Raw genomic sequence first — 23,793 nt, forward strand, 5'->3', positions numbered from 1 at the left:
AAAAGCAATAGGCAGTACAACATAACAACAACAAGAAGAAGCCACCCGTAAGGGTGGCTTTTTTGATGTCTGGTCCAGATGTGGACGATAAACGGTCAACTCCGTTCGAGCTGGCCGGGCGGCGGTGCTTGCAGCACCAGCTTGACCGCGCCGTCGCCCCCTTCGTTGGGCGCACATTCCATAAAGGCCAGCACGCTTGGCAGTTGGGTCAGCCAGCGTCGCACGGTATGTTTAAGCACAGGTTCCCCATCGCGTGAACCATAGCCGGCTCCATGTACGATGCGCACGCAGCGTACCCCGTGTTCCAGACAGGAGCGCAGGAAATTGTCCAGTCGGTCGCGAGCTTGTTCAAGATCGGCTCCATGCAGATCCAGGCTGGATTCGATGGGCCAGCGATTGCGCTCCAGATCGCGCAGGACATCAGTACCGCAACCTGGGCGCAGGTGCTGCCTGTCGTTGCGTTCGCCTTTGATGCCCACGTACTGGTCGGACGCGGCCGGCAGGGCCGGAGGCTTGATCGGTTCACCTACCGCGTGGCGGCGTCGTTGTTCCAATAGCTCTGCAGTGGCCGCAGGGCGCGACAGCGTTACGTTGGAACCGCGTTTTTTAAGTGGTGCGACGTCACGCAAAGAGCGTTGCAGCAAGCCCAGATCTTCAGGAGCCAGGGCGGAGGCAGGTTCCGGTGTCGCCTGTAAGGCAGATAGGCGATGCCGTGTCGGCTTTTGGCCGGGGTCGGGGGGACGCGGGCGCTGTCGGCGCTGGGGGCGGGCAGGTTCGGGCGTGGGCTGGTCTGCCCGGCGGACCTGATGCTGCAGTTTTTTCAGGTCGGCCAGGCTATTGCCCACGGCGCGGGGCTTACTTGTTTTCATCCAGCCAGCGCTGTGCGTCCAGGGCGGCCATGCAGCCGGTGGCGGCGCTGGTAATCGCTTGACGATAAATATTATCTTGCACATCGCCAGCAGCAAACACGCCAGGCACCGAGGTCATGGTAGCCATGCCTTGCAGACCGCTGCGCGTGGTGATGTAGCCGTCGTGCATATCCAGCTGGCCCTGGAAAATGCCGGTGTTGGGCTTGTGGCCGATGGCAATGAAAGCACCGGTCACATCCAGGTCTTCGGTGGTGTTGGTCTGATTATTCTTCAGACGCACGCCGGTGACGCCGGAGGCATCGCCCAACACTTCCTGCAATTCGCTGTGCAGCTTGAGCTGGATATTACCGTTTTCCACCTTGTCCATCAGCTTGTCGGTCAGGATGGGTTCGGAGCGGAAGGTGTCGCGACGGTGCACCAGGGTGACGGTCTTGCAGATGTTGGACAGGTACAGGGCTTCTTCTACGGCAGTATTGCCCCCGCCCACCACGATGACATCCTGGTTCTTGTAAAAGAAGCCGTCGCATGTAGCACAGCCCGATACGCCGCGGCCCATGAACTCTTGCTCGGTCGGCAGGCCCAGGTATTGGGCCGATGCGCCGGTGGCGATAATCAGGGCGTCGCAGGTATAGACCGTGCCGCTGTCGCCATTCAGCACGAAAGGTCGCTGCTTCAGATCTACCGAGGTCACCATGTCAAAGACCAATTCTGTTTCGAATCGTTCTGCATGGGCCTGGAAACGTGCCATAAGATCGGGGCCTTGCACGCCTTGCGCATCGGCCGGCCAGTTGTCCACGTCAGTGGTGGTCATCAGTTGGCCGCCTTGTTCCATGCCTGTGACCAGTACGGGCTGAAGGTTGGCGCGGGCGGCATAGACGGCTGCTGTATATCCGGCCGGGCCCGAACCCAGAATAAGTACTTTTGCGTGTTTTGTAGTCGACATCACAGAAAATCCGAAAAAGACGATCTCCAATTATAATGAGTCCATGGCAAGAATACCCGCAACATCCCCTCGTCCCTCCCGGTCATCGAAAAACGTGCGTAACGGGCCTTCGGCGCTACAAGTACGTTTGACGGGTCTACTGCGTGAAGCGCGGTGGATCATCTTCGCCGCCCTGGCAGCCTGGCTGGGACTGGTGCTGGCCACCTGGGACCCGGGCGATCCGGGTTGGTCGCACTCGGTGCATGCCGGTGCCACGCAAAATGGTGGCGGTATTTTCGGTGCCCATATTGCTGATTTTTTACTGTTCCTGTTCGGGCTGTCGGCCTGGTTGTGGGTGGTGCTGCTGGTGCAGCGCGTCGGCGTAGGTTTTTATCGCCTGACGGCGCTGCTTTTGCCCAATAGTAAAGGTGCCGATGTCCTGCCCCGCGTGCGTTGGGAAACAGGTATTGGTTTTTTCTTGCTGTTTCTGGGTTCGATGGGGTGCGAAGCGCTGTTCTTCAAGGAGTTTGGCACTCGTCTGGGCTTGCCGGCCGGAGCAGGCGGGCAGTTGGGGCAGCTGTTTGGGCAATTGCTGGCGACCGCCATTGGTGCCGGAGGCGCAACCCTGGTGCTGCTGGCCCTGGTAGCCGTCGGTTCCAGCTTGTTCTTTGGTTTCTCCTGGCTGGTGTTGGCCGAGCGTCTGGGTGCCGTCATTGAAAACAGCATACGTCGTGTACTGGCCTTGCGTGCCGCCCGTCAGGATAGACGGGTGGGCGAAGTCAAGCGTGCCGAGCGCACCGAAAGCGTAGTGGCCAAGCAAGAACAATTGGTGCATGAACAGCCGGTGCGCATAGAACCGGCATTTGTGGCCGTGCCCAAGTCCGAACGGGTCGAAAAAGAAAAGCAGCAGACCTTGTTCAAAGCGCCGCGCCAAGCGGGCGAGTCCGGCGATCTGCCACCTTTGTCTCTGCTGGATGCGGCGACCCAAAATATTGAAACCGTTTCCCCGGAAACCATCGAATTCACATCCCGCCTGATCGAAAAGAAACTGTCCGATTTCGGCGTGGCGGTCACTGTCGTGGCGGCACAGGCCGGCCCTGTCATTACCCGTTACGAAATCGAGCCGGCCACCGGCGTCAAGGGCAGCCAGATCGTCAATCTGGCGAAAGACCTGGCGCGGGCGCTCAGCCTGGTCAGCATCCGTGTGGTCGAAACCATCCCCGGCAAAAACCTGATGGGGCTGGAGCTGCCCAATCCGCGCCGCCAGATGGTGCGCCTGGAAGAAATCGTCGGTTCGCAAACCTACCATGCCAGCGCGTCGTTGCTGACGATGGCCCTGGGCAAAGATATTGCCGGCAAGCCGGTGGTGGCCGACCTGGCCAAAATGCCGCATTTGTTGGTGGCGGGTACAACGGGTTCGGGTAAGTCGGTCGGGATCAATGCCATGATCCTGTCCTTGCTGTATAAAGCCGATCCGGCCGATGTGCGGCTGATCCTGATCGATCCAAAAATGCTCGAAATGAGCGTCTACGAAGGGATTCCCCATCTGTTGGCCCCGGTGGTCACCGATATGCGTCTGGCCTCTAATGCGCTGAACTGGTGCGTGGCCGAAATGGAGAAACGCTATCGCCTGATGAGCAAGATGGGAGTGCGTAACCTGGCCGGTTTCAACGCCAAGATCCGCGACGCGCAAAAGCGCGACGAAGTCATTCCCAATCCCTTTTCGCTCACGCCCGATGCGCCCGAGCCCTTGTCTGTCATGCCTATGATCGTTGTCATCATCGATGAGCTGGCCGATCTGATGATGGTGCAGGGCAAGAAAATCGAAGAGCTTATCGCCCGTCTGGCACAAAAAGCGCGGGCGGCCGGCATACACCTGATTCTGGCCACGCAACGGCCTAGCGTGGATGTCATTACTGGCTTGATCAAGGCCAATATCCCGACCCGTATCGCGTTTCAGGTGTCCTCCAAGATCGACTCGCGCACCATTCTGGACCAGATGGGGGCCGAAACCTTGCTGGGCCAGGGCGATATGCTGTATCTACCGCCCGGTACTGGGCTGCCTAATCGTGTTCACGGTGCGTTTGTCAGCGACGACGAAGTCCACCGCGTGGTGGAACACCTGAAGGAGCATGGCGAACCCGACTATGTCGAAGGTTTGCTTGAAGGTGCCTTGGAAGGTGAAACGGGCGACGGTGTGAATCCGGTCACCGGCATGGCCGATGCCGAGTCCGATCCTTTATACGATCAGGCAGTGCAGGTCATTATCAAAAATCGGCGCGCGTCCATTTCTTCGGTGCAGCGTCATCTGCGCATCGGATACAACCGGGCGGCGCGTTTGTTGGAACAAATGGAGCAGGCCGGCCTGGTGTCCGCCATGCAGCCTAACGGCAATCGGGAAATTCTTGTTCCCGCAGGAGGTGCCAGCGATGAAAATTAAGATGTTGATGGCCGGCCTGGTCATGGCCGCGACCCCTATCCTTACGCTGGCCGCCTCGGCCAGCGAACAACTACGCGCTTTTGTGCAGAATGTGCAGACAGCCCAGGGGCAGTTTTCCCAGCGCACGCTCGATGCCCAAGGGCAAGCCAAAGGCGCGCCGCAGTCGGGCGACTTTGCCTTTCAGCGTCCCGGCCAGTTCAAATGGCAGGTGCAGCGTCCGTACGAACAACTGATTATCTCGGATGGTAAAAAGCTGTATCAGTACGATCCCGATCTGGCTCAGGTCACGCAGCGCGGGGTGGATCAGTCCATCGGTGCGTCCCCGGCAGCCATACTGTTTGGCACGGGAAACCTGGAACAGTCTTTCGAGCTTAAAGACCAGGGGGCCCGCGACGGGTTGGATTGGCTGCGCGCCACGCCGCGCCAGAGCGATGCCGGCTTTGCCTATGTGGATATTGGCTTTAAGGGGCGTGAACCGCGCCGGCTGGAGCTGAAAGACTCTTTTGGTCAGACTACATACATTGATTTCACCGGTTTGCAATCTAACCCACGCTTTGCCGCCGGTACGTTCGACTTCAAGGCCCCTGCCGGCGTTGATGTCGTCTCCATGCCCTGATGCAAGATCTGTTCAAAGTCGAGCCGGCTGCGCCTCTGGCCGAAGCCTTACGTCCACAGACGCTGGACGAGGTCATTGGTCAGTCTCATTTATTGGGACCGGGCAGGCCGTTGCGCTTGGCGTTTCAGTCCGGCAAACCGCACTCCATGATCTTCTGGGGGCCGCCCGGCGTGGGCAAGACTACGCTGGCGCGCCTGACCGCCCACTCCTTCGATTGTGAATTTATCGCGCTATCGGCGGTGTTCTCGGGGGTCAAGGATATACGCGCCGCCATGGAGCAGGCCGAGCGCAATCTTAGCCTGGGCAAGCGCACTATCTTGTTTGTGGACGAAATCCATCGCTTCAACAAGAGCCAGCAGGACGCTTTGCTGCCCTACGCCGAAAGCGGGCTGGTCACGTTCATTGGCGCGACCACGGAGAACCCCTCCTTCGAGGTCAATTCGGCCCTGCTGTCGCGGGCCCAGGTCTATGTGCTCAAATCCCTGACGGACGAGGAACTGCGCCAGCTTCTAAGGCGCGCGCAGGATAAGGCGCTGTCGCATTTGCAATTCGATGAGCTGGCCATCGACACCCTGATCGGCTATGCCGACGGCGATGCACGCCGTTTTCTGAACTTGCTGGAGCAATGCAGCACGGCTGCCGGAGCCGCCGGCGTGGCCCAGATCGATGCCGCCTTTATCGAGCAGGCCCTGACCTTGAACGCCCGCCGCTTTGACAAGGGCGGAGATAATTTCTACGACCAGATTTCGGCTTTGCACAAATCGGTGCGCGGCTCCAGCCCGGACGGCGCGCTGTACTGGTTGACGCGCATGTTGGACGGCGGTGCCGATCCGCGTTATCTGGCGCGGCGTATCGTGCGCATGGCCTGGGAAGACATTGGCTTGGCCGATCCCCGCGCTTTGCAGATCGCGAACGACGCGGCCAATACCTACGAGCGCCTGGGCAGCCCGGAAGGCGAACTGGCTTTGGGGCAGGCCGTCATTTATCTGGCCGTGGCAGCCAAAAGCAACGCAGGCTACATGGCCTACAATCAGGCGCGCGCCTTCGTCAAACAGGACAAGAGCCGTGAAGTGCCGGTCCATTTGCGCAATGCTCCCACCAAACTGATGAAAGAACTCGGTCATGGACATGCATATCGCTATGCTCACGACGAACCCAACGCCTATGCCGCCGGCGAAACGTATCTGCCCGATGGTATGCCCGAACCAGGTTGGTACAGACCTGTGCCCAGAGGTCTGGAAATCAAGATAGGCGATAAATTGAACCTGCTGAAAAAGTGGGATCAAGAAGCGGGCAAAAAATAAGGTTCTCCGCGGAACACCGAGAGCCAATGTATCAAACCGCCGCCGAATAGAACGGTGTTTGCACCTCGTTTCCACGTGCCGCCTGCGGCAAGCCATTTGACTCGCTCCCGCCGGGCTTGCTGCGCTTTGAGCGGTTCAAGACATCGATGACATAGCCTCGGCTATGCGCATCCATGCCAAATAGAACATTTAGCGGGTAGCTGATACCTGTAGGGCGCGCGCGGACGGCCCGCCCAATGCGAAGACGTCGCCGAAATCTCTCGAAGAACCACAATAAGCCATTCAGGCCAGAAAAACGGCACTTACGCCATACATAGATAAAGCGTTTGCTTGGATCATTCCCTGAGGTCCAGAGGGATGGTTGCGTACTGTCTGGAAAGCAGTGGTTCTTTCATTTATTACCCTTGCTTTGTTCATTTTTTTTGTAATGGGGACTCTTGCTCAAGGATTTTCTGGTGTTTGTCGTCTCACTCTTTTGGGTGCATGGCGAAAATTTTTTTCTTTAAGAGGTGGCTTATTTTTTAAATTTAAAACTGTTTTCGTTAATTTTTTATATCCTGAAGCATCGTGTTTGATGCAAACTATGCTTTTGCTTCTATCGTGCCTGTGGATATTGGTCGGTTGTTTTTTGGGGTTTTAGAGAAATTTTTTTTTAGTCTTTCTTTGATAATTTAAATGGAGGGCAGTCCGAGCAGTAAATTAAGATCAAAAATGATTTTGTTTATCTTGCAATATTAAACTCGTAGAGGAAATATGGACTACTCTTGCTATCTGAAAATAACTAACAATCTGACTCAATCCCTGACCTTGGTGGATAAAAGTGCGCAGGAAGGCAGCTGGAGTAAAGAGCCGCCGCGCACTGTTTCAGGAAACTCGACCTCAATCCAGTTTCAGCTTAAAGATAGTTTTGGGTTTTATGGTTCAAGGGGGAGTTTTTCTTATGAATCGGATTTTTTTTCTCTGGCGAAATTACGATTCTCGGCTTCGTTTGGTTGCCCTGCCAGCGATGATAATTATGTCAATGTATCAGTAGTACCAAATACATTCTGCACGGTCTCGTATCGCGCCAAATCTTCGGATGGGTCCTGGCAAACCAATTCTGTGCCTAAGCGTGGGCATCCTTTGTATGTAGAATTTACCTTGATGTATAAGGAAGTAAAAACATCACCTTCTATTTCTGCTGTTTATGCAAAAGGAAGTTACGGCATTCAGAATGATTACGGAAGCCTTGTTGATTATAAAAAACCTATTTGGTCTAGTTCGGGTGTGTTTACCGATGGCATATTTTCTAAATGCCCCGCGCTTTTTCAGTCTGGTAAAAAAAATATCTTGACGGTTGATCTGTATTTTGATGATGCTATGTATAGCGTTCCTTTTCGACTGGAAGGATACTTAAATTCAGAACTGATTTTTAGATCGGCCAGTATGCTAGGGGCGCGGGGGAGTAATTCGGTTGCAGTGGATTTTTTACCTGATACCCAAGGTGCTGTTCAGAAGTACGGGGATGTTAGCTGGGTCTTGGTCGTGTTAACCAATGATCAAAAAATTAAAGTACCAGGTGCTACTCGCTTGGAGCTGTACTGGATACAGTCTGCGCCAGGGCCAATGTTCACCAAAGGTGTCTGGGTAAAGTTGTACAGAAGTCTATTTGTCGCTCTTGTGCAAAATTCCAACACGGAAAATCTAGTGCGGCAACTTGTGAATTACTGCTTTAGCCCGACACAAGAGGGGTTTCGTAAACTCTATGATAGCAGGCGGGGTGCTGCCCATTATGGGCCAAGGAATTGGGGTGGTTTTTTTGATATAAATAAATATTTCGGGGGGTCGACAGACTGGGCTAATTGCTATGATCAAGCAGGGGTGTTGCAGACTGCATTAGGGGCATTTGGTATTTATAATACATGGGCTTTTCAAAATCCTTTTGGGTTTATTAATAAAACAGACCTGTTAGGAAGGGGTTTGTGTAATAATCCATTTTATTTAATTAATAATAGCGATAAGCTTATTGGTATCAACGATCCCAAGCGCACATTATTCGGTAATCACGTCTATTTAGTCATTCGCGGCAACGTACTGGATGCGTGCCAGGGACCGTATAGGGGCGATGACAGCATTCAGTCCTATATTTCGCAATCGATCGATACCGTCACCACGCTCTACGCCAATCAGAATCCACCCAGCAACTTTCCCGGAACTGCCAATGATGTTTTTTCGGCTCAGGGGATTACCAGTGTGGAGAGTGCTGCTATGTCTGACACCCGTCCGACCTCTATCCATAGCGCAGCATTGAAACAAGTGCTGGGCACTTTGGATACAAGCACGGCCCAGGCCGATGCCTTGTGTTTCTCGGCACCGAAAGAAGGTTTGTTCCTTACAGCATTTGCGCAGTCCGGTTATCAACTTAGCTATCGCCGAATTGTCATTGGTCGTGATGGTGTGCTGGTGCTCGATTCCTTGTTGCATGCCGCGTCAGGCCTTTCGGTCAGTGGCAAGGTCTGGATATCCAGTCGGGGAGACACGGATGCCAGAGAACAGTTACTGCATGAAGTCGACTCTGTTCAATGGCCATTGACCGCCACAGACATGCATCCTGTGGCGCAATTGGGCGACTATGCCATTGCGCTGGGTGCCGATATGGAACATGTGCTTTGGGCGCAGCATAATGTTTTTGTATCGTTGGTTGCGATGGGGAAAAACAATGTATTGCCTCTTGCTCAGGCTATCCATGCCAATATCGAAGGGGCACTGCTGACACCTTCCCAGCTCAAGCGTTTGGCCGTATCTATCCTGGAACCGGCTGGGCAGAGCGTTGCCGTCGGCCAGAGCATGACGATCAAATTCAAGCAGGCGCTGCCGTGGTTCGAGTTCGACTACAGCGGTAACGGGCGCCTGGAGGCATTAAGCGTGACCCCGGAATCCGTGGAATTTAAGGGGATTGAAGCCGGCAGCGTCGAGGTCACGTTCATGGTGGGTCACCCCGATTCTCTGACTGTCACGCGCAGCTCGGTGCATATTGTGGTAACACCCTGACCAAGCGTGGATGTGCGCAGGGCTGCTTGTGGGACCGGCCAATGCACGATAAGGCTGGCCTGGTCCTGCGCATTACTCTGCTTGAGGGTAAAATCCAGAGTTCAATCTGGATTGAACCCACCTTTACGGCTATTACATGTTAGATCTGAACCAAATACGCAAAGACCCGGCCCCCTTGGTCCAGGGCCTGGCCAAGCGCGGCGTGCAATTCGACATCGAGCGTTTTCAAAAGTTGGAAGCGCGGCGCAAGTCCGTGCAGGTCGAAACCGAAACCTTGCAGGCCGAACGCAATGCCCTGGCCAAACGCATCGGTCAGCTCAAGTCCAAGGGCGAGGATGCCAGTGCCGAATTGGCTCAGTCTCAGCAGATTCCGGTGCGCCTGAAGCAGCTGGAGCAGGATTTGTCCGAGTTGCAGGCCGAGCTGTCCGCCTGGTTTGCCACCATTCCCAACCTGCCCCACGAAAGCGTGCCGGTTGGTCAGTCCGAAGCCGAGAACGTCGAGGTCCGTCGCTGGGTTCCCGGTGCCAAGGACGAGCAAGGCAATCCGGCCAAGCTGGCTTTTACTGCCCGCGACCATGTGGATCTGGGTGAGCGCCTGGGTCTGGACTTCGAGGCGGCCCGCAAGCTGTCAGGCGCTCGTTTCATGGTGCTGCGTGGTTCCATGGCCCGCCTGCATCGCGCCCTGGCGCAGTTCATGCTGGACATGCAGACCGAACAGCATGGTTACACCGAATGCTATACCCCCTACATCGTCAATGCTTCGACCTTGTACGGCACGGGTCAGTTGCCCAAGTTCAAGGATGACATGTTCTGGGTGACCAAAGGTGGGCAAGATAGTGAACCGGTGGAAGACGGCGAGGGCAAGCCCGAAGACCTGTACCTGATTTCCACCTCCGAAATCACCCTGACCGGAACCGTCCGTGACGAGATCCTGCCAGGAGATCAACTACCGGTGCGTCTGACGGCCCATTCCCCGTGTTTCCGTTCCGAAGCAGGCAGCGGTGGCCGCGATACGCGTGGCATGATACGCCAGCACCAGTTCGACAAGGTCGAAATGGTGCAGATCGTGCATCCCGAGCAGTCCTACCAGGCGCTGGAAGACATGGTGGGCCATGCCGAAAATGTGTTGCAGGCCTTGGAGCTGCCGTATCGCGTGGTGCAGTTGTGCACAGGCGACATGGGTTTTGCGTCCGCCAAGACCTACGATCTGGAGGTCTGGCTGCCGGCACAGGATACGTTCCGCGAAATCTCCTCGGTCTCGAACTGCGAAGCGTTCCAGGCCCGCCGCCTGCAAGCGCGTTTCCGTGCCGATAGCAAGGCCCGCCCCGACTATGTCCATACCCTGAATGGTTCGGGTTTGGCGGTGGGGCGTGCGCTGGTCGCGGTCTTGGAAAATCATCAGCAAGAAGATGGCAGCGTGATCATTCCCCAGGCATTGCGTCCATATATGGGGGGGCTGGAGCGTTTGGCTCCCTAACGGCGCATCTGTTGTTGCAGGCAGTGGGCTGGCTGCAACAAGAAGGGCTGATGACTATAAAAGTCATCAGCCCTTTTTTGTTGTTTGGTCGGGTAGGTGCCCGGTGATGATTAAAGGCCTTCAATCGTCCCAGTCGTCTTCTTGGGCCTTGCGCCAGCGTTTGTAAGCGCGTTTTTGCTCTTTGCGCCAGTGCTTGTGGTGTCTGTCATATTCCACGTAACCCGGGCGATAGACATAGCGGGGAGGGTGGTAGACCACAGGAGGAGGGGCGACGTAGACAGGGCGCTCCTCGACATAAATGGGTGGGCGATACACAGGTCCGAAACCGAAGCCAGGAATGCCCACATTGATATCGACATCGACGCCGCCGGCAAACGAGGGGCTTGCGCCCAGCGCTGCCAGCGAAGCCAGGCCGATCAACAGGAGTTTCTTCATGTGCTGCACCTATAGTTGGTCAAGGTGCAGGTATTGTTGCCGGGAAAGCAGTCCGCAAACGTTAGGTAATCCTGGCAAAGCACTTCTAAACGCTACAGGAACAAGACTGCAAAGGCATCTGTTTACGCTTCTTAACACATATTGGCTCTTGTTCTTATGGGCACAGATGTGCCTAGGAAGAATGGCGGTGGATTTGTTGCTGGCGTGGGTGATGCCGATCGTGGTTGGCATGCAATTGCAGGCCGTGGCCGGTGTGGGCGGGCATGCGCAAACGCGGCATGCGCCGTGGCGAGTCGCTTTCGGGTTCGGCTTTGGGCGTGGAGCTGGAGTACAGCACCCAAAGAATCAGCATGGCCCAGAACATCAGGGACAGGATATTGACCAGCCCGCCTTGCAAGGAGGCATAGCCGCGTGCCGCCGAAGCCTGAATGCCCAGCATGTCCGACAGCACAGGCGCATTGCCCATCGCTTCGACCAGCAGGCTGCCCGGAATACGGTAGAGCCAGCGCAGGGTATCGATAAGTTCAATCAGGCTGTAGGAGCCGTTGCCATTGGCGTCGATGACCCATTGAAAGGTTTGGATTTGCATGACGACTCCTTTGGGAAAAACCGGCGGATTCACCGGAATTACAAGGGCTGCCGTTCAGCGGCAGGGCTGCAGTGCAGGTTCATGCGGTAAATTCACTATAGGCCTGCCGGCATCGGCGGACAAGCAAAACACCCCTGAATCCAGGGTAAACCCTTGACTGGGAAGGGTTTTGTTTTTGTGTGCGGCCATGCGGGTGCTGCACGTTGTCAGCCGTACCCGGGGGAAGGTCATTTAATGCTTGCCAGAAAGCGGATACTGCCTGTATATTTATGGGCTAGCTTGTAGTAATACAAACAAGCTAGTCGCGGACAGGTGGCAGAGTGGTCGAATGTACCTGACTCGAAATCAGGCGTACGTGCAAGCGTACCGTGGGTTCGAATCCCACCCTGTCCGCCACTTCTTCATTGAAGATCAATAGTTTACGGCAACTAGGGCGCAATCCTTGTTGCCGTTTTCTTTTTCCTCTTCCTGTTCTTGTGACCAAAACGTGACCGTGTTCGCGTGGGTTGCCAAGTGACTTGGGGCTAGGTGTGCATACTTCTGCACCATCTCAATGGTCTCCCATCCTCCCAATTCTTTCAGCACCATAAGCGGCGTTCCGCCCTGGACGTGCCAACTGGCCCAGGTATGTCGAATGTCGTGGAAGCGGAAGTCTTCAATCCCAGCATCAGCGCATGCCCTGATAAACATTCGGTCATCCCCGCCACGGATTTGTTTGTCGTTGCGTGACAGCACATAGCGCGGATGGCTGCCTTTCCGGCGACGGATCACTGCCAGCGCATCATCGTTAAGCGGGATGCTGCGGGCTCGGCCAGATTTGGTTTGATCGTTGCCGACCCAGGCTGTATGTGCCCGCTCGTTTACCTGAGTCCATTCCATCCCATATAACTCAGCTTCACGCATGCCAGTCGCAAAGCCAAGAATGCAGGCATCTTGCAGCCACGGTTGAGGTATGCGGCTAATCAGCACCATGGCTTCTGCGCGTGTAATCCATCGAATTCGCTTCTTCGGCTCCGCATAGTTCGGGAGTTTCGGTGCGTGATGGATCCAGCCCCAGGTTACGCACATGTTGAGCAGGCTACGGATTGTGGCCAGGTAACGGTTCTTGGTGGCAGGCGAAAGAGGCTGCGCTCCTTGATGCTTGTAGGTCTTGTGTGTAGGCAGTCCGTCAAATATGACGTCAGCAGTGATCTCACTAACCGTCAAATGCCCCAAGTACTGACGCCAATAGGCTATGTATCGGACTTTCGAGTCATAGTCAGACTGGTCCTCATGGGCTGCCAGGAAGCGCAATGCTGCTTCGCTGTATGAGCGAGGCTTTTGTTCGCCGAGTTTATGTTGTCGCCAGAGCTGAGCTTTCAGGCGGTCGTGGTATTCCTGCGCGGCCTTTTTGTCCGCTGTGCCAGTAGAGTGTCTAATTCTCTCTCCGCTTGGCGCATAGAAATCGACGTGCCAGATACCTTGACGTTGTCGGATTGACATTGTGTTCTCCTGTCACCGACCGACGCTATCCGAGTGACGTTGTAATTCGGTTGAGTGATCTTTGCAAGTTGAGATGGCCAGACCCGCCAGATCCGGCTATCAGGTAGCCGGAAAGCGATTTTGTGGCGGCGCTGCCAGACTGTTTGATACGAGACACCCAGGCGCTCGGCAGCTTCTTTTAGGCTGATAGCGGTCTCATTCATTCGCTTTGACCTCTTTAAGTAACCTGAGTAATGCAGAGCGGTATTGGCCCAAGCTCTGGTAGGTGATAGCGGACGCATCGCAGGCGACGAAGCCCTTGATATTCGCCAGGGTTCTTTGTTGCTGGTGGACCTGGGCGCTTTCTTGTGTGTTCGGCACCGCGCTCACCGGGGCGGCTCCGTATCTCCTCACAGCCTTGCGCCAAGATTCCAAAGTGCGCTCATCGGCATAGGAAAGCACTTCATTCCAGTCATCATCGGTCCAGGTTGTAATGACATCCAGCTTTGCCTGTTCCCTTGAGTCGGTGCATTCGTCGCTTGGCTCTGCGCTCACAGAGGCAGAGAACAGTGCTTTCTTGAGCAGATCGGCAGAGTGGTATTGGCCAGACAAGCGGAGATCATTCATTGCCAAAACCAGATCGGCTTTTGGGACTGAGATATGGTGGTTGGTCATTGGGTTTTCCCTCCGCGCTGTGCGTTGATGATGTTGAAAACTGTTGTCCTTGAAACGCCGACTTCCACGGCAATCTGGTTCAAGCTCAACCCTGCCTTGGATAACTGCAGAACTTGCGTGTCGCGGTCTGGCTTGTTTTGTAAGTGAGTCAATTGGAGGACCATGTGTTGTAGGGCAGTCATGCGCCTTTCTCCTTACTGGCTGCGTCGATGACGGCGGTGCTTGGGTGCGGGTCCTCGTATTCCGGATTTAAGAATTCGTCGCGTGATTGGCCAGATGCTTCAGCACTCACTATCCATTGCGGCGGTTTGCCTCGGCCGCTCCAGCATGAGTCTGTAACCGGGTCTAGGTACTTGACCTTGGATATGTTCTTGAGCGGCATCTTCTTGACTGGTGCCGTGCTGTGTTGACGCTTAATAGCTTCAGCATCTACGCCATAACGCTCACAAGCGGTGAGTAGATCAGCAGGCGGGCTGCAGTCCTCGATGCACCAGTGACTGACGTATGTTTGTGGTGCCAAGGCGCAAGACAGCATTAACAGCGCCAGCTCACCTGGTTCCATTTTGGAAATATCCTCGGTTGCAGCAGCGAATTCGTTTTTTGGCCAATTCCAGAAGGCGGTGACAGCAGGTCGATTGTCGTGGCCCAGATTACGAAACATCTTCTGCGCAATCAGACGCATCTCGCTGAGCGACAGAACACCTCCATTTCCCAGGTGGTCCCGTACTCTCTCCAGAGTCTCAGTCAGCAACTGACGACGATACTCGCGCTCAACTTTCGCCTTCTTCATTTTTTCCCGCTCAGACGCTGAGGATTCTGATCCGCCACGGCTTACCGTGATCCCATTTTTTTTGAGTGCTGCCCTTACAGCATCCTCAGGGACAATTTCAATGAGATCTCCTTTATGGGGACACTCCAGCAGCACTGTCTCGGGCATATCTTTCCCAAGCGTCTTCTTGATGCTTTTGTCCCCCTCCATCCACCAGGGCGAGTCTTCGGGCTTTAAGTAGCCATTCAAGTCTCCGTACTGATGGGGCCGGATCTTCTTTGCTTCCTTCCCTGTTACCACTTTTTTGCCCGACTCTATCGCCGCGTGTCGGATCCGTTCTCGGTGCAGAATAACTTTCTGGCCGTAGCAACTGGGGTCTGTGCAGACGTCTGCACGTCCTACATCGCTGAATAGATCAGGATTCGCGCCAGTGCGTTTGGGGCATGCCGTACATGCGCCAGCAGCCGTATATAAGGAAGCGTCAGACGGCTTGAACGGCGCCTGATCAAGCCGTGTCATGTACGAGGTTTGAATGTGACGAGCTGCGTCACGGTAAGACATTGGGCCATGGCCCCATTGCCCCTCGGTGACTTCTTTAAGCGCCTGTTCCTGCAGGTCAGCGACTGGGATCCGTGCCAATAGCAGGGCGACGGATGGGCTAATCTTGCCTTCATAGAAGGCGGTTCGCGCAGCGGGTTGCAGAGCGCACAGCTTGAGGCGAGCGTAGATATACGCACGGCTTTTCCCCAGCTTTGCTGCGACCTGATCCACTGAATAGTTCGGGTCGTCTTTGTGCTGGGCTAACAGGGCCTCGTAGCTTTCTGCTTCTTCCAAGGGGTGGAGATCTTCGCGTTGCAGATTTTCGATGATCTGCATTTCAAACATTTCCAGATCATCAACCACTACCGTTCGGGCGGGGATTTCTGTCAGACCTGCACCCACACTGGCGCGGTAGCGGCGCTCACCGGCAATGATTTCATACCAAGCGTCGTTTTCATCTCCATCCAGCAGCGGCAACTTGCGCAGCAGAATGGGCTGCAGCACGCCATGCTTGGTGATACTTTCTTGCAGCTCCAGCAGACCTGACTCTTTGAATGTTTTGCGCGGATTTGTGCGTGATGGCTGGATCCGAGCGAGCGGAATCATTGGGTAGGTTGTCGAATTCATGGCCTGTCTCTTTGAAGCGATGCATATGCGTGGAAGTCGAATGTCGGTGCCGCACTCAATGCTTTGATAGACCGTCCTTCATAGAAGGCGGCGGCTCGGTCTTGATTGATCTGCTCCTGCGTCAGATCCTGTGATGGCGCTCGTTCCCACGGGCCTGGGTAATCGCGTCCGGGCTTCTGCCGGCGCTCTTTGCTGTGTTTACACATGAGTCATGCTCCAGTCAGTCGTTGTCGCCAGCGGCTAGACGTTTTACGTCGGGTCTCGGCGGCTTTAAGTAGCGTTTTTTGTTGGATAGCGCGGTATTGCGCAGGGCCAGGGCCAATGCACGTGACTGCAATGCGGTTTGCAGCGACATGCCTGTGATGCCGGCGTCTTTCATTGCATTGAGCAGATCCTGCTCGGTCACGTCGGGATCCATCACTGAATGCCTAATGCGCGAACCGTGGCGGGTAGCAGCACAAAGAGGGTGAAGACGAAGAGGCTGGCGACGATCCAGGCGCAGGCCGGAATGCGTTCATCAGTACGCACCGTGCGCCAGCCGTAACGACGGGACAGCCTTGGCCGCAGGTGTGTCAGCCAGAGATGATCAAGAACACTTGCTGCAGCGAACAAGCTGACCAGCAGGGCTAGTTGTGTTTGAGCGGTCATAATCCACCTCACAATGTATGCGTGAATGGATTATGCATATTTACATGTATTTGGTCAATGCATTAGCGCATAGATAAATGCGTATTTGCTTTTTTATTCGGTAGGGCGAGAAAAAACCCGCTCAAGGCGGGTTCATAAGGTGGGGCGAAAGGGCGAGCTTAAGGCAGTAGCTTGTGCTTACGTGGGGAAACGACAGCAGTAACAGGGTGCATGCTGATGATGTCCGTCGCTTGCAATGTCAGGCGCTCCTGGCCGTTGATGGATTGCAAATGGATCTCGGCGGGGGTCTTGAACAAAAACTCTTTGACCATTTTTTTATCGTTCTTTAGGTGAACGGCGACGTACTCACCGCCCATCGGAACGTGATTGGGTTCCACGATTACATACCAACCGCTACGAATTGCCGGGAACATGCTGTCACCCTTGACCAGCAATGCGTAAGCGTCCGGATCGTCGGAAAAGTGAGCAACATAGCCATCCGAGCCAGCTTCTGCATCGTTATACCAGCCGTTATCTCCCAGTTTAGCGGTGCTGACAACAGGGACAAGAGAAGACGGAGGAGCGTGTCCGATTTCCTGTAGATCGCTGCCTTCGTCATTACGAAACAAGTATGCCCTTCGTGCTTGGTCGTTCAGGAAGGCCTCTACGGGGACACCGTAGACGCGGGCAATCTTTTCCAGCGTGCTCAGCCTAGGCTCTTTTGATGTGCCGGTGACAAAACGGAAAATCGTCGACTGCGGCACATTGGATTTTCTGGCCAGTGAGTTTGGGTTGTCCTTGGCCTTGTCCATGAGGTGTTGGAGAAATTCAGAAGATTTCATATGGGTAACTATGCATCAATGAATAAAGCGTTTGGGCATTGACATTTATATGCAATCGCGCATAATTGCAGCATGAGAACTACACACGACATTTTGAAAGAGCTGCGGGCTGCTGGTTGGAGCCAGTCTGCCATCGCGCGCAAAACAGGGATCCCGCAGCCGCGTCTGTCGCGCTGGCAGTCCGGTCAGGTGCCGGATGGAGCCGATGACGCGCTACGGCTCGCCGCCTTGCTGGATGAGGTCTCACAACCGGCTCAATGCGATGTGGTTGAGCCGAGTGGCATGGTGTTACCCGTTTCGGAGTCCTCCCAGGCTTCCATGCTCAGGGAGTGAAACACCGCACAAATCAGGTCGTCCGATGGGTTTGGCCGGCCTGTGATCTTTTTGCAGATCTCTAGCGCGGTAACGAGTTGGGATTCTGTTCTGGTTGGGGGCTGCATGCTGGCTCCTGTTTGTAATTTGCGCGGCTGGGGAGTCGCGCTTTTAACCAGTATTGCGTAGGTCATACGCAATCACACGCAGAACATTTTGCGGAGGCGTGCAATGGGAACAACGGCAACACAAATACTTGCTCGTCCAAAAATTGGCGTTGAAAAGGTCTTGCGCGATGCGTTGACAGACCCTCGTCGGCGCGAGTTGGTATGTCAGGCGGCGGGCTGGAAAGACTCGTCCAGCGCGACTAGCCGGGTACTTTCCGGTCAGCAAGGAATTCCCCTGGAGCGATTGGATAGTGTTCTACGGGCGACTGGCTTGACGGTGGTCACACCAGGATATCTGGATTGGCTGTCTGCGGGGCTAGTGATGTGGGTGCAGCACAGCTGTGAGCTGAGCAACCTGGAGGGATAGGAATGTTTAGTCTGGGAGCGGCTGAGCGTAAGCAGGGTAGGCCTTTAGGTGAGGTTGCCGAGTCAGTGTTGACTGCAACAACCAACAATCCGCGCACAGCACGCCAGTTGGCGGCCCAGTTGCGGTGTGCAATTCCAGTTATGGAGAAAACCTGCCATCGGCTGCGTGTGGCTGGCCGTTTGCGGGTGGCGGGCTATATCAAAGCGCCTGGTGCAAATCGACCCAGTGCGCTGTATGAAACCGTCATAGAGAAGGTTGGCGATGACGCAAAATAGTATTGATTTTCATCAGATTGCCGAAGCTGCACTGAATGGGGCAGACACGCTTGTTCCCGCCTGGCTACCACAAGGGAAACGCTCTGGACATGAGTGGCAGTGTGGAAGCCTTCGCGGTGAGCCCGGAAACTCGCTATCAGTCAATCTGAATACAGGGGTCTGGTGCGACTTTGCTACGGGCGAAAAGGGCGCGGACCTGATTTCACTGTATGCGGCAATTTATACAAACGACGAGCAGGGCAAGGCGGCCAAAGAATTAGCTGAGAAATTGTCCATTACTGTCGGGCAGCCTACACAAGCGCCACGTAAGAAACGTGTTGTGTCGGCATGGCAGCCGATACAGCCAGTCCCAGTCAGTGCCAAGCCTGCTCCAGTTGCCCATCCAGTACGTGGTAGGCCCACTCATACCTGGGACTATCTTGGAAGCGAGGGAGAGTTATTGGGCAGGATCTACCGATTTACTACCTCAGATGGTGGTAAAGAGGTGCTGCCGTGTGTCTGGGCAAAGAATGCCGATACCGGCCAGGAGGATTGGCGCTGGCTTCAGTTTTCGGTGCCGCGCCCTTTATATGGGCTTCATGAACTCAAAGGCCAATGCCGGTACGTGCTGGTCGTTGAAGGTGAAAAGTGCCGTGATGCGGCAGCTCAAGCTTTTGAAGGCAGTTTCGAGGTTGTGTCCTGGCCAGGTGGTGGCAAAGCCGTCAGTAAAGCGTATTGGGAGGTATTGAGGGGACGCAAGGTCATAATTTGGCCAGACTGCGACGCTAAGAAAAAGAAAGATAGCGACGAGCTCTTGCCTGAAATGCCAATCAAAGGTCAGGCCAGTCAGCCAGGTATCAAAGCGGCGGAGGATATTGCCGAGATCCTGATCGGCTTGGATTGTGAGGTGCGCATTGTAAGTCTGCCTGCACCTGGTGCCGTTGTTGATGGCTGGGATGTGGTAGACGCGCTAGAAGAAGGAACGTCTCCAGCCGACTTGCGTGCGTGGATTTACGAGAATCTGCGTCAGCCGGCATCAGTGGTGCAGGCTAAAGAGCAAGGTTCGACTAAACAGGAGGCTTCTGCCCCCTCGCAAGCTGGCGCGGCCCGTGGCGGATGGCGAAATCATTTGATTCAGGGGGCCCGAGGCGGCTTCATGGATTGTAAAGAAAACGTCGCACTGGCCTTGTCACATTGCTCCGAGCTCAAGGGCTTGGTGGGATTCAATGAATTCTCCGGCCGCATCGAGCGATTGAAAGCCGCCCCATGGTCAGAGCGATTAGGAGAGTGGACAACCGTGGATGACCTAGAGCTATCCATGTTCCTGGCGACGGAAGTAAATCTGCTGTTCAAAAGTACCGGCACGATCAGCGAGGGTGTTCATTTGGCTGCTCATCGCAATCCTATCCATCCTGTGCGGGAGTATCTGACAGGCCTGGATTGGGATGGCACAGACCGTGCAGCGACCTGGTTGCATACCTATCTGGGTACTCAAGACGGGGATTATGAGTCGCTGGTCGGGCAACTGTGGCTACGGCAGGCTGTAAGACGTATTTTGGAGCCCGGCTGCAAGGCTGATTACACCTTGATTCTGGAGGGTGGCCAGGGAGCCGCCAAATCAACATCGTTGCGTGTGCTCGGTGGCGAGTGGTTCTCTGATGCGGCTCTAGATTTGAACAGTAAAGAGGCGTGCCAGCAGATTTTCGGCACGTGGATTTACGAGATTGCCGAGCTGGACGCCTTCAACCGGGCAGAGTCGACGCGAATCAAGGCGTTTCTTACACAAAACTTTGACCGGTACCGGCCACCGTACGAGCGCAGACAAATTGTTCAGCTTCGCCAGACGGTGTTCGCGGCGACAACGAACTTCTCTGAGTACCACAAGGATCCAACAGGCAATCGCCGGTTCTGGTCCGTTCGCTGTGGAAACATCAACTTGGAGGCGCTGCGTAATGACAGGGACCAGATTCTGGCCCAAGCAGTATGGGAAGTGCAGAACGGCTATAGATCATGGCCAACACGGGACGAAGAGCGCGACTTGATCGTGCCTGAACAGCAGATGCGGGAGATTGTGGATCCGTGGGCTGAGGCCATTGCTGAGTGGGTTGATGAAGGCATCCAGTTCACAAAAGATCAATTTACATCTGCACAGCTTTTAGAAGGCGCGATCGGTATGGAACTGTCGCGTATAGACGGCCAGCGATCAGCCACTACTCGCATCGGCACCATCATGATGCGCATGGGCTGGAAGAAGATTAGGGCCAGTACGGGGCCGAGACAATATTTTTATTGCAGGCCCGAGAGATCACAAGGGGGGAATCATGCCAAGAATTAAGTGGGTGGATGATCGTCTGGAAGAATGGGCGATGTGGCGCGAGGGCGCGGGTCTCTACCGTTCTATTTCATATGACAGGGAAGTGTCCGGTGACGCTGTTGGGCTGGTGGAGTTAAGCGCAGAGCAAGAGGCAGGCTGTGTTGAGATCGATATGGCAGTTGCAAAGCTACCCGCTGAACTTAAGCAGGCAGTGTTCGCGTTCTACACCTGGCAGGGTGGCATGGGAGTGATCACGGAAAAGCTGCGTGTTACACGGGCGACGATACATCGACGCCTGTGCCACGCAGATCTGCGCATTGTGGGATGGTTTGATGCGCGGTCACAGGTTATTGCAAAAGGAGAAAGGAAATGAGTCAGGAAAAGAGCCCCGATACAAATCTACTGCGTATCCTGTTTCGCGGAATGGTAATCGATGCCCAAGCCGACGGCTGCGGCATCATAAATCTTACTGTCCGCACACACAAACAGCACAGCAGCGCCGGGAGGCGCTTGCTTCAATACATGGCGAACGCGGTCTACCGCTTTGGTGATCTGCTGAACCCCAGCGACTATAACGGGTTGCCCAGGGTAGTTGAGCGCGTGGTGGTCCGCCAGGCAGGCAATCACAGCCATACCAACGTGGCTGACTTTTACGTCGTCAACCGTTTGCCCGTTTACCTGGCCAACGGTGATGCCAGTTACGAGACTTTTTTCTTTTACGAGGGTATCGAAAACAAAGAGCTGGGCCTTTTGGGCAGTGAAAGCGCCGGCTTCAGCCATGATCTGTCCGATTCGTTCCTCGGTGGCAGGCACAGGCTGAACGAATGTGCTGATAACGTTCATGAGTTTTCCAAGCAATGAAGTGGCACCCTGGCCACGGAATTAGTTGTCAGCAAGCATAGGCACTGGGAAAGACTATGGCAACTGCTTGTGGTGCTTGGTTGATCTTGTTTTCATGGTTGCCTGGTTCTATACTGCGCCTAATGCCGACACATCGGCAGGCAGGTTTGACAGCCTGGAACGTAACGGCGTGCAGCCGTCTGATAACCGTTATCGCGGCTTTTTCTTCGTCTGTACGCATCGTGGCATCTCCTATGGGCGGGGCCATGTGGGAGACCTTCGGGTCTGCCGGTTTCGTTACGCCGGTCTGTCAACCTGCATGTGTCCCGTCCACCCTATTGACAGAGGGTGGCGGCAATCAAGCACGTAACGGAGTTAGCCATGTCTGAAATTCAAAGTGTTCCCGCGACCGTCGATTTCCACGGTAATCCCCTCACTGTTGTTACAGCCGCTGATGGTCAGCGGCTTGTTGCTATGCGTCCCATTTGTGAAGCGATCGGCGTGCAATGGGAAGCACAGCTTAAACGCATAAAGCGCGATCCTGTCTTATCTGAAGCCATGTCCATAATGGACATACCTTCTTTGGGTGGAGAGCAGTCCACGGTATGTCTCCCCTTGGAGTATCTGAACGGCTGGCTCTTCGGCATCAGTACCAGCCGCGTCAAGCCGGAGATTCGCCAGCGCCTGGAGGATTACCAGCGTGAGTGTTATCAGGTACTCAACGCATATTGGAGCGGTGAACAGGACAGCAACCCCCGCGTACCGCAACAGTCAGAGATCCTTGTGGCGCAAGCCTATGCTCGCGCGGCCGAGGCAGCGGATATCGTATCCCGGCATGTGTTCCAGGCTGTGCTGAATGGTCAGGTTACTTCTAGTAAAACCAAAGTGCCCTTGTTTTCATGGTTATGCGGTTTTATACTGCGCTTAATGGGTTTGGCGACCCTGAATGAAAAGGCGCACGTACATAGCCGCGCCAATATTGGTTTGCGGCTTTTTTGTCGTGCATGGCAACGTCTTCCATGGGCGGGGCCGTGTGGGAGACCTTCGGGTCTGCCGGGTTCCTTTTCTCCGGTTCGCCAACCCGCACGTGTCCTGCCCACCTCATTTGGCGATGTAGTGGCAGGCTTACTCGGAAGAAAAGGAGCTAGCCATGTCTAAATCTACTCAAGGCGCACTCGCGCCAACCGCAACGTCCCCTTCTGTTTTTAATTTTGGTGCTCATTCGGTACGCATTGTTATGCGCGATGGCGAGCCTTGGTTTGTTGCTGCTGATGTGTGCAAAGCTCTTGCGATTAGCAATCCAACTATGGCATTGCGTGCTCTGGATGATGACGAACAAGCCCTCAGTTCAATTGAGGGCTTAAGTAGAGGCAGCGATCAAGGCAATATTATCAGTGAAGCTGGCATGTATACCTTGATGCTGCGTTGTCGTAACGCCGTGAAGCCAGGAAGCGTACCTCATCGCTTCCGTAAGTGGGTAACATCTGAAGTCTTGCCGAGCATTCGCACAAAGGGCGGATATGTCAGCAATCCTCGTGTACCGCAACAGTCAGAGATCCTTGTGGCGCAAGCCTATGCTCGCGCGGCAGAGGCAGCGGATATTGTTTCCCGGCATGTGTTTCAGGCAGTGCTGAATGGTCAGGTCGATCCTTACCAGGGCCGCTGGTTGTTGGAGACGCGCTATGCCGGTCCCAAGCGTGAGCTGGTGCCATCGATGCGCATGGTTGCCGATGATGCCCTGGTGGTCTCTGTTGAAGAGATGATAGACGCGCTAGAGGATGGGCTACTGGCTCACTTTGGCATGGCAGACTTGGCCAGGATGAATACCGTTTGCAGCTCGGCGCTGATGAATCGTGTGCAGTCAGGCTTGCGTGCCCAGGAATTGAAGAACAGAATGGCGGCTCGTAAAGTGCCAAAGACTGCGCTGGCGACAGCTGACGTGGGGTCTAAGAACTAACAGCAAGCTGGCCGCGCCAGCTTTTATTGGGGGTGAGCCCGGATGGGCAAACTGTTTTGTAAATACTTCGGCGTGAAGGCTATGATGTCGCTGCTGGTTCAGAGATGGGGGAGAGTGTTGTCTGCTCGTAACCCGAAAAGAGCCACTGCGGATTATGGTGTACGCCGCCGTCTGACCTATAGGTTAGGTCAGACGCGACAGGTTAGACGGCTGAAAACCGCATGAATACTCAATCCGTCTAACCTCCTAACCTTTCTCATGCGCCCGCCCGTGGGCGCGTACGCATACGTGCGCGTAGACGTGATGTATTAATTGAAAACCTATTTAAGTTGATTGTTGGTTAATTAGGTTAGACGGTT

General features: G+C 54.9%; 22 protein-coding genes and 1 tRNA gene. 12 read left to right on the plus strand and 11 right to left on the minus strand.

The window, feature by feature from the left end; genetic code table 11:
* Positions 1 to 95 precede the first annotated feature (95 nt).
* Both AADW57_RS05335 and trxB read right to left on the minus strand, forming a co-directional pair.
* A complete protein-coding gene (locus AADW57_RS05335; protein ID WP_341669022.1) occupies positions 96 to 869 on the minus strand; it encodes a Smr/MutS family protein in 774 nt (257 codons plus the stop codon).
* Positions 856 to 1,812 (minus strand): thioredoxin-disulfide reductase, encoded by a 957-nt coding sequence (gene trxB / locus AADW57_RS05340; RefSeq protein ID WP_341669023.1) that lies wholly within the window; start codon positions 1,810 to 1,812, stop codon positions 856 to 858. The genes AADW57_RS05335 and trxB overlap by 14 nt, the downstream gene beginning before the upstream one ends.
* Positions 1,813 to 1,855: 43 nt before the next feature.
* Here trxB and AADW57_RS05345 point away from each other — a divergent pair, with 43 nt between their 5' ends.
* The 5 genes from AADW57_RS05345 (at position 1,856) to serS (ending at position 10,658) form a co-directional block, all read left to right on the plus strand.
* Positions 1,856 to 4,231 (plus strand): DNA translocase FtsK, encoded by a 2,376-nt coding sequence (locus AADW57_RS05345; RefSeq protein WP_341669024.1) that lies wholly within the window; start codon positions 1,856 to 1,858, stop codon positions 4,229 to 4,231.
* The gene (gene lolA / locus AADW57_RS05350; protein WP_341669025.1) at positions 4,221 to 4,847 is read left to right on the plus strand and encodes an outer membrane lipoprotein chaperone LolA; all 627 of its coding nucleotides are present in this window, start codon (positions 4,221 to 4,223) and stop codon (positions 4,845 to 4,847) included. Before AADW57_RS05345 ends, lolA begins: the two co-directional genes overlap by 11 nt.
* A complete protein-coding gene (locus AADW57_RS05355; protein ID WP_341669026.1) occupies positions 4,847 to 6,151 on the plus strand; it encodes a replication-associated recombination protein A in 1,305 nt (434 codons plus the stop codon). The genes lolA and AADW57_RS05355 overlap by 1 nt, the downstream gene beginning before the upstream one ends.
* Before the next feature lie 753 nt (positions 6,152 to 6,904).
* Positions 6,905 to 9,181: a hypothetical protein gene (locus tag AADW57_RS05360; RefSeq protein WP_341669027.1), complete on the plus strand. Its 2,277-nt coding sequence runs from the start codon at positions 6,905 to 6,907 to the stop codon at positions 9,179 to 9,181.
* 136 nt (positions 9,182 to 9,317) lie between these two features.
* Complete coding sequence (gene serS / locus AADW57_RS05365) at positions 9,318 to 10,658, plus strand: serine--tRNA ligase (RefSeq protein WP_341669028.1); 1,341 nt, start codon at positions 9,318 to 9,320, stop codon at positions 10,656 to 10,658.
* A 120-nt stretch (positions 10,659 to 10,778) separates the two neighbouring features.
* Here serS and AADW57_RS05370 read toward each other — a convergent pair whose 3' ends face one another.
* Positions 10,779 to 11,093 (minus strand): hypothetical protein, encoded by a 315-nt coding sequence (locus tag AADW57_RS05370; protein WP_341669029.1) that lies wholly within the window; start codon positions 11,091 to 11,093, stop codon positions 10,779 to 10,781.
* Between the two features lie 172 nt (positions 11,094 to 11,265).
* Positions 11,266 to 11,682 carry a hypothetical protein gene (locus AADW57_RS05375; RefSeq protein ID WP_341669030.1) on the minus strand — a complete coding sequence of 139 codons (417 nt, stop codon included), beginning with the start codon at positions 11,680 to 11,682 and terminating at the stop codon, positions 11,266 to 11,268.
* Positions 11,683 to 11,988: 306 nt separating this feature from the next.
* On the opposite strand from AADW57_RS05375, the gene AADW57_RS05380 reads away from it, so the two are divergent.
* Positions 11,989 to 12,078 (plus strand) — tRNA-Ser (locus AADW57_RS05380).
* A 15-nt stretch (positions 12,079 to 12,093) separates the two neighbouring features.
* On the opposite strand, the gene AADW57_RS05385 is transcribed toward AADW57_RS05380, so the two are convergent.
* The 7 genes from AADW57_RS05385 to AADW57_RS05415 form a co-directional block, all read right to left on the minus strand.
* A complete protein-coding gene (locus AADW57_RS05385; protein ID WP_341669031.1) occupies positions 12,094 to 13,164 on the minus strand; it encodes a tyrosine-type recombinase/integrase in 1,071 nt (356 codons plus the stop codon).
* A gap of 195 nt (positions 13,165 to 13,359) precedes the next feature.
* Complete coding sequence (locus tag AADW57_RS05390) at positions 13,360 to 13,818, minus strand: hypothetical protein (RefSeq protein WP_341669032.1); 459 nt, start codon at positions 13,816 to 13,818, stop codon at positions 13,360 to 13,362.
* Positions 13,815 to 14,000 carry a helix-turn-helix domain-containing protein gene (locus tag AADW57_RS05395; RefSeq protein ID WP_341669033.1) on the minus strand — a complete coding sequence of 62 codons (186 nt, stop codon included), beginning with the start codon at positions 13,998 to 14,000 and terminating at the stop codon, positions 13,815 to 13,817. The genes AADW57_RS05390 and AADW57_RS05395 overlap by 4 nt, the downstream gene beginning before the upstream one ends.
* The gene (locus tag AADW57_RS05400; protein WP_341669034.1) at positions 13,997 to 15,754 is read right to left on the minus strand and encodes a ParB/RepB/Spo0J family partition protein; all 1,758 of its coding nucleotides are present in this window, start codon (positions 15,752 to 15,754) and stop codon (positions 13,997 to 13,999) included. Before AADW57_RS05400 ends, AADW57_RS05395 begins: the two co-directional genes overlap by 4 nt.
* A 220-nt stretch (positions 15,755 to 15,974) precedes the next feature.
* Positions 15,975 to 16,172 (minus strand): hypothetical protein, encoded by a 198-nt coding sequence (locus tag AADW57_RS05405; RefSeq protein ID WP_341669035.1) that lies wholly within the window; start codon positions 16,170 to 16,172, stop codon positions 15,975 to 15,977.
* On the minus strand, positions 16,172 to 16,402 hold the full coding sequence (locus AADW57_RS05410) for a hypothetical protein (protein WP_035272403.1): 231 nt from the start codon (positions 16,400 to 16,402) through the stop codon (positions 16,172 to 16,174). The genes AADW57_RS05405 and AADW57_RS05410 overlap by 1 nt, the downstream gene beginning before the upstream one ends.
* A 158-nt stretch (positions 16,403 to 16,560) precedes the next feature.
* The gene (locus AADW57_RS05415; RefSeq protein WP_341669036.1) at positions 16,561 to 17,223 is read right to left on the minus strand and encodes a S24 family peptidase; all 663 of its coding nucleotides are present in this window, start codon (positions 17,221 to 17,223) and stop codon (positions 16,561 to 16,563) included.
* 72 nt (positions 17,224 to 17,295) lie between these two features.
* On the opposite strand from AADW57_RS05415, the gene AADW57_RS05420 reads away from it, so the two are divergent.
* From AADW57_RS05420 to AADW57_RS05445, 6 genes are all read left to right on the plus strand, one after another.
* On the plus strand, positions 17,296 to 17,556 hold the full coding sequence (locus AADW57_RS05420) for a helix-turn-helix domain-containing protein (protein ID WP_081055418.1): 261 nt from the start codon (positions 17,296 to 17,298) through the stop codon (positions 17,554 to 17,556).
* 774 nt (positions 17,557 to 18,330) lie between these two features.
* Positions 18,331 to 20,658 carry a VapE domain-containing protein gene (locus tag AADW57_RS05425; protein WP_341669037.1) on the plus strand — a complete coding sequence of 776 codons (2,328 nt, stop codon included), beginning with the start codon at positions 18,331 to 18,333 and terminating at the stop codon, positions 20,656 to 20,658.
* A gap of 4 nt (positions 20,659 to 20,662) precedes the next feature.
* Positions 20,663 to 21,010, plus strand: a complete 348-nt coding sequence (locus tag AADW57_RS05430; protein WP_155624348.1) for a hypothetical protein — start codon at positions 20,663 to 20,665, stop codon at positions 21,008 to 21,010.
* Complete coding sequence (locus AADW57_RS05435; RefSeq protein ID WP_341669038.1) at positions 21,007 to 21,498, plus strand: hypothetical protein; 492 nt, start codon at positions 21,007 to 21,009, stop codon at positions 21,496 to 21,498. Before AADW57_RS05430 ends, AADW57_RS05435 begins: the two co-directional genes overlap by 4 nt.
* Positions 21,499 to 21,858: 360 nt before the next feature.
* Positions 21,859 to 22,635: a phage antirepressor N-terminal domain-containing protein gene (locus tag AADW57_RS05440; protein ID WP_341669039.1), complete on the plus strand. Its 777-nt coding sequence runs from the start codon at positions 21,859 to 21,861 to the stop codon at positions 22,633 to 22,635.
* Positions 22,628 to 23,434: a BRO-N domain-containing protein gene (locus tag AADW57_RS05445; RefSeq protein ID WP_341669040.1), complete on the plus strand. Its 807-nt coding sequence runs from the start codon at positions 22,628 to 22,630 to the stop codon at positions 23,432 to 23,434. Before AADW57_RS05440 ends, AADW57_RS05445 begins: the two co-directional genes overlap by 8 nt.
* The last annotated feature ends 359 nt before the right edge of the window (positions 23,435 to 23,793 follow it).

It is taken from the genome of Alcaligenes sp. SDU_A2, assembly GCF_038237375.1.
Classification (GTDB): domain Bacteria; phylum Pseudomonadota; class Gammaproteobacteria; order Burkholderiales; family Burkholderiaceae_B; genus Alcaligenes.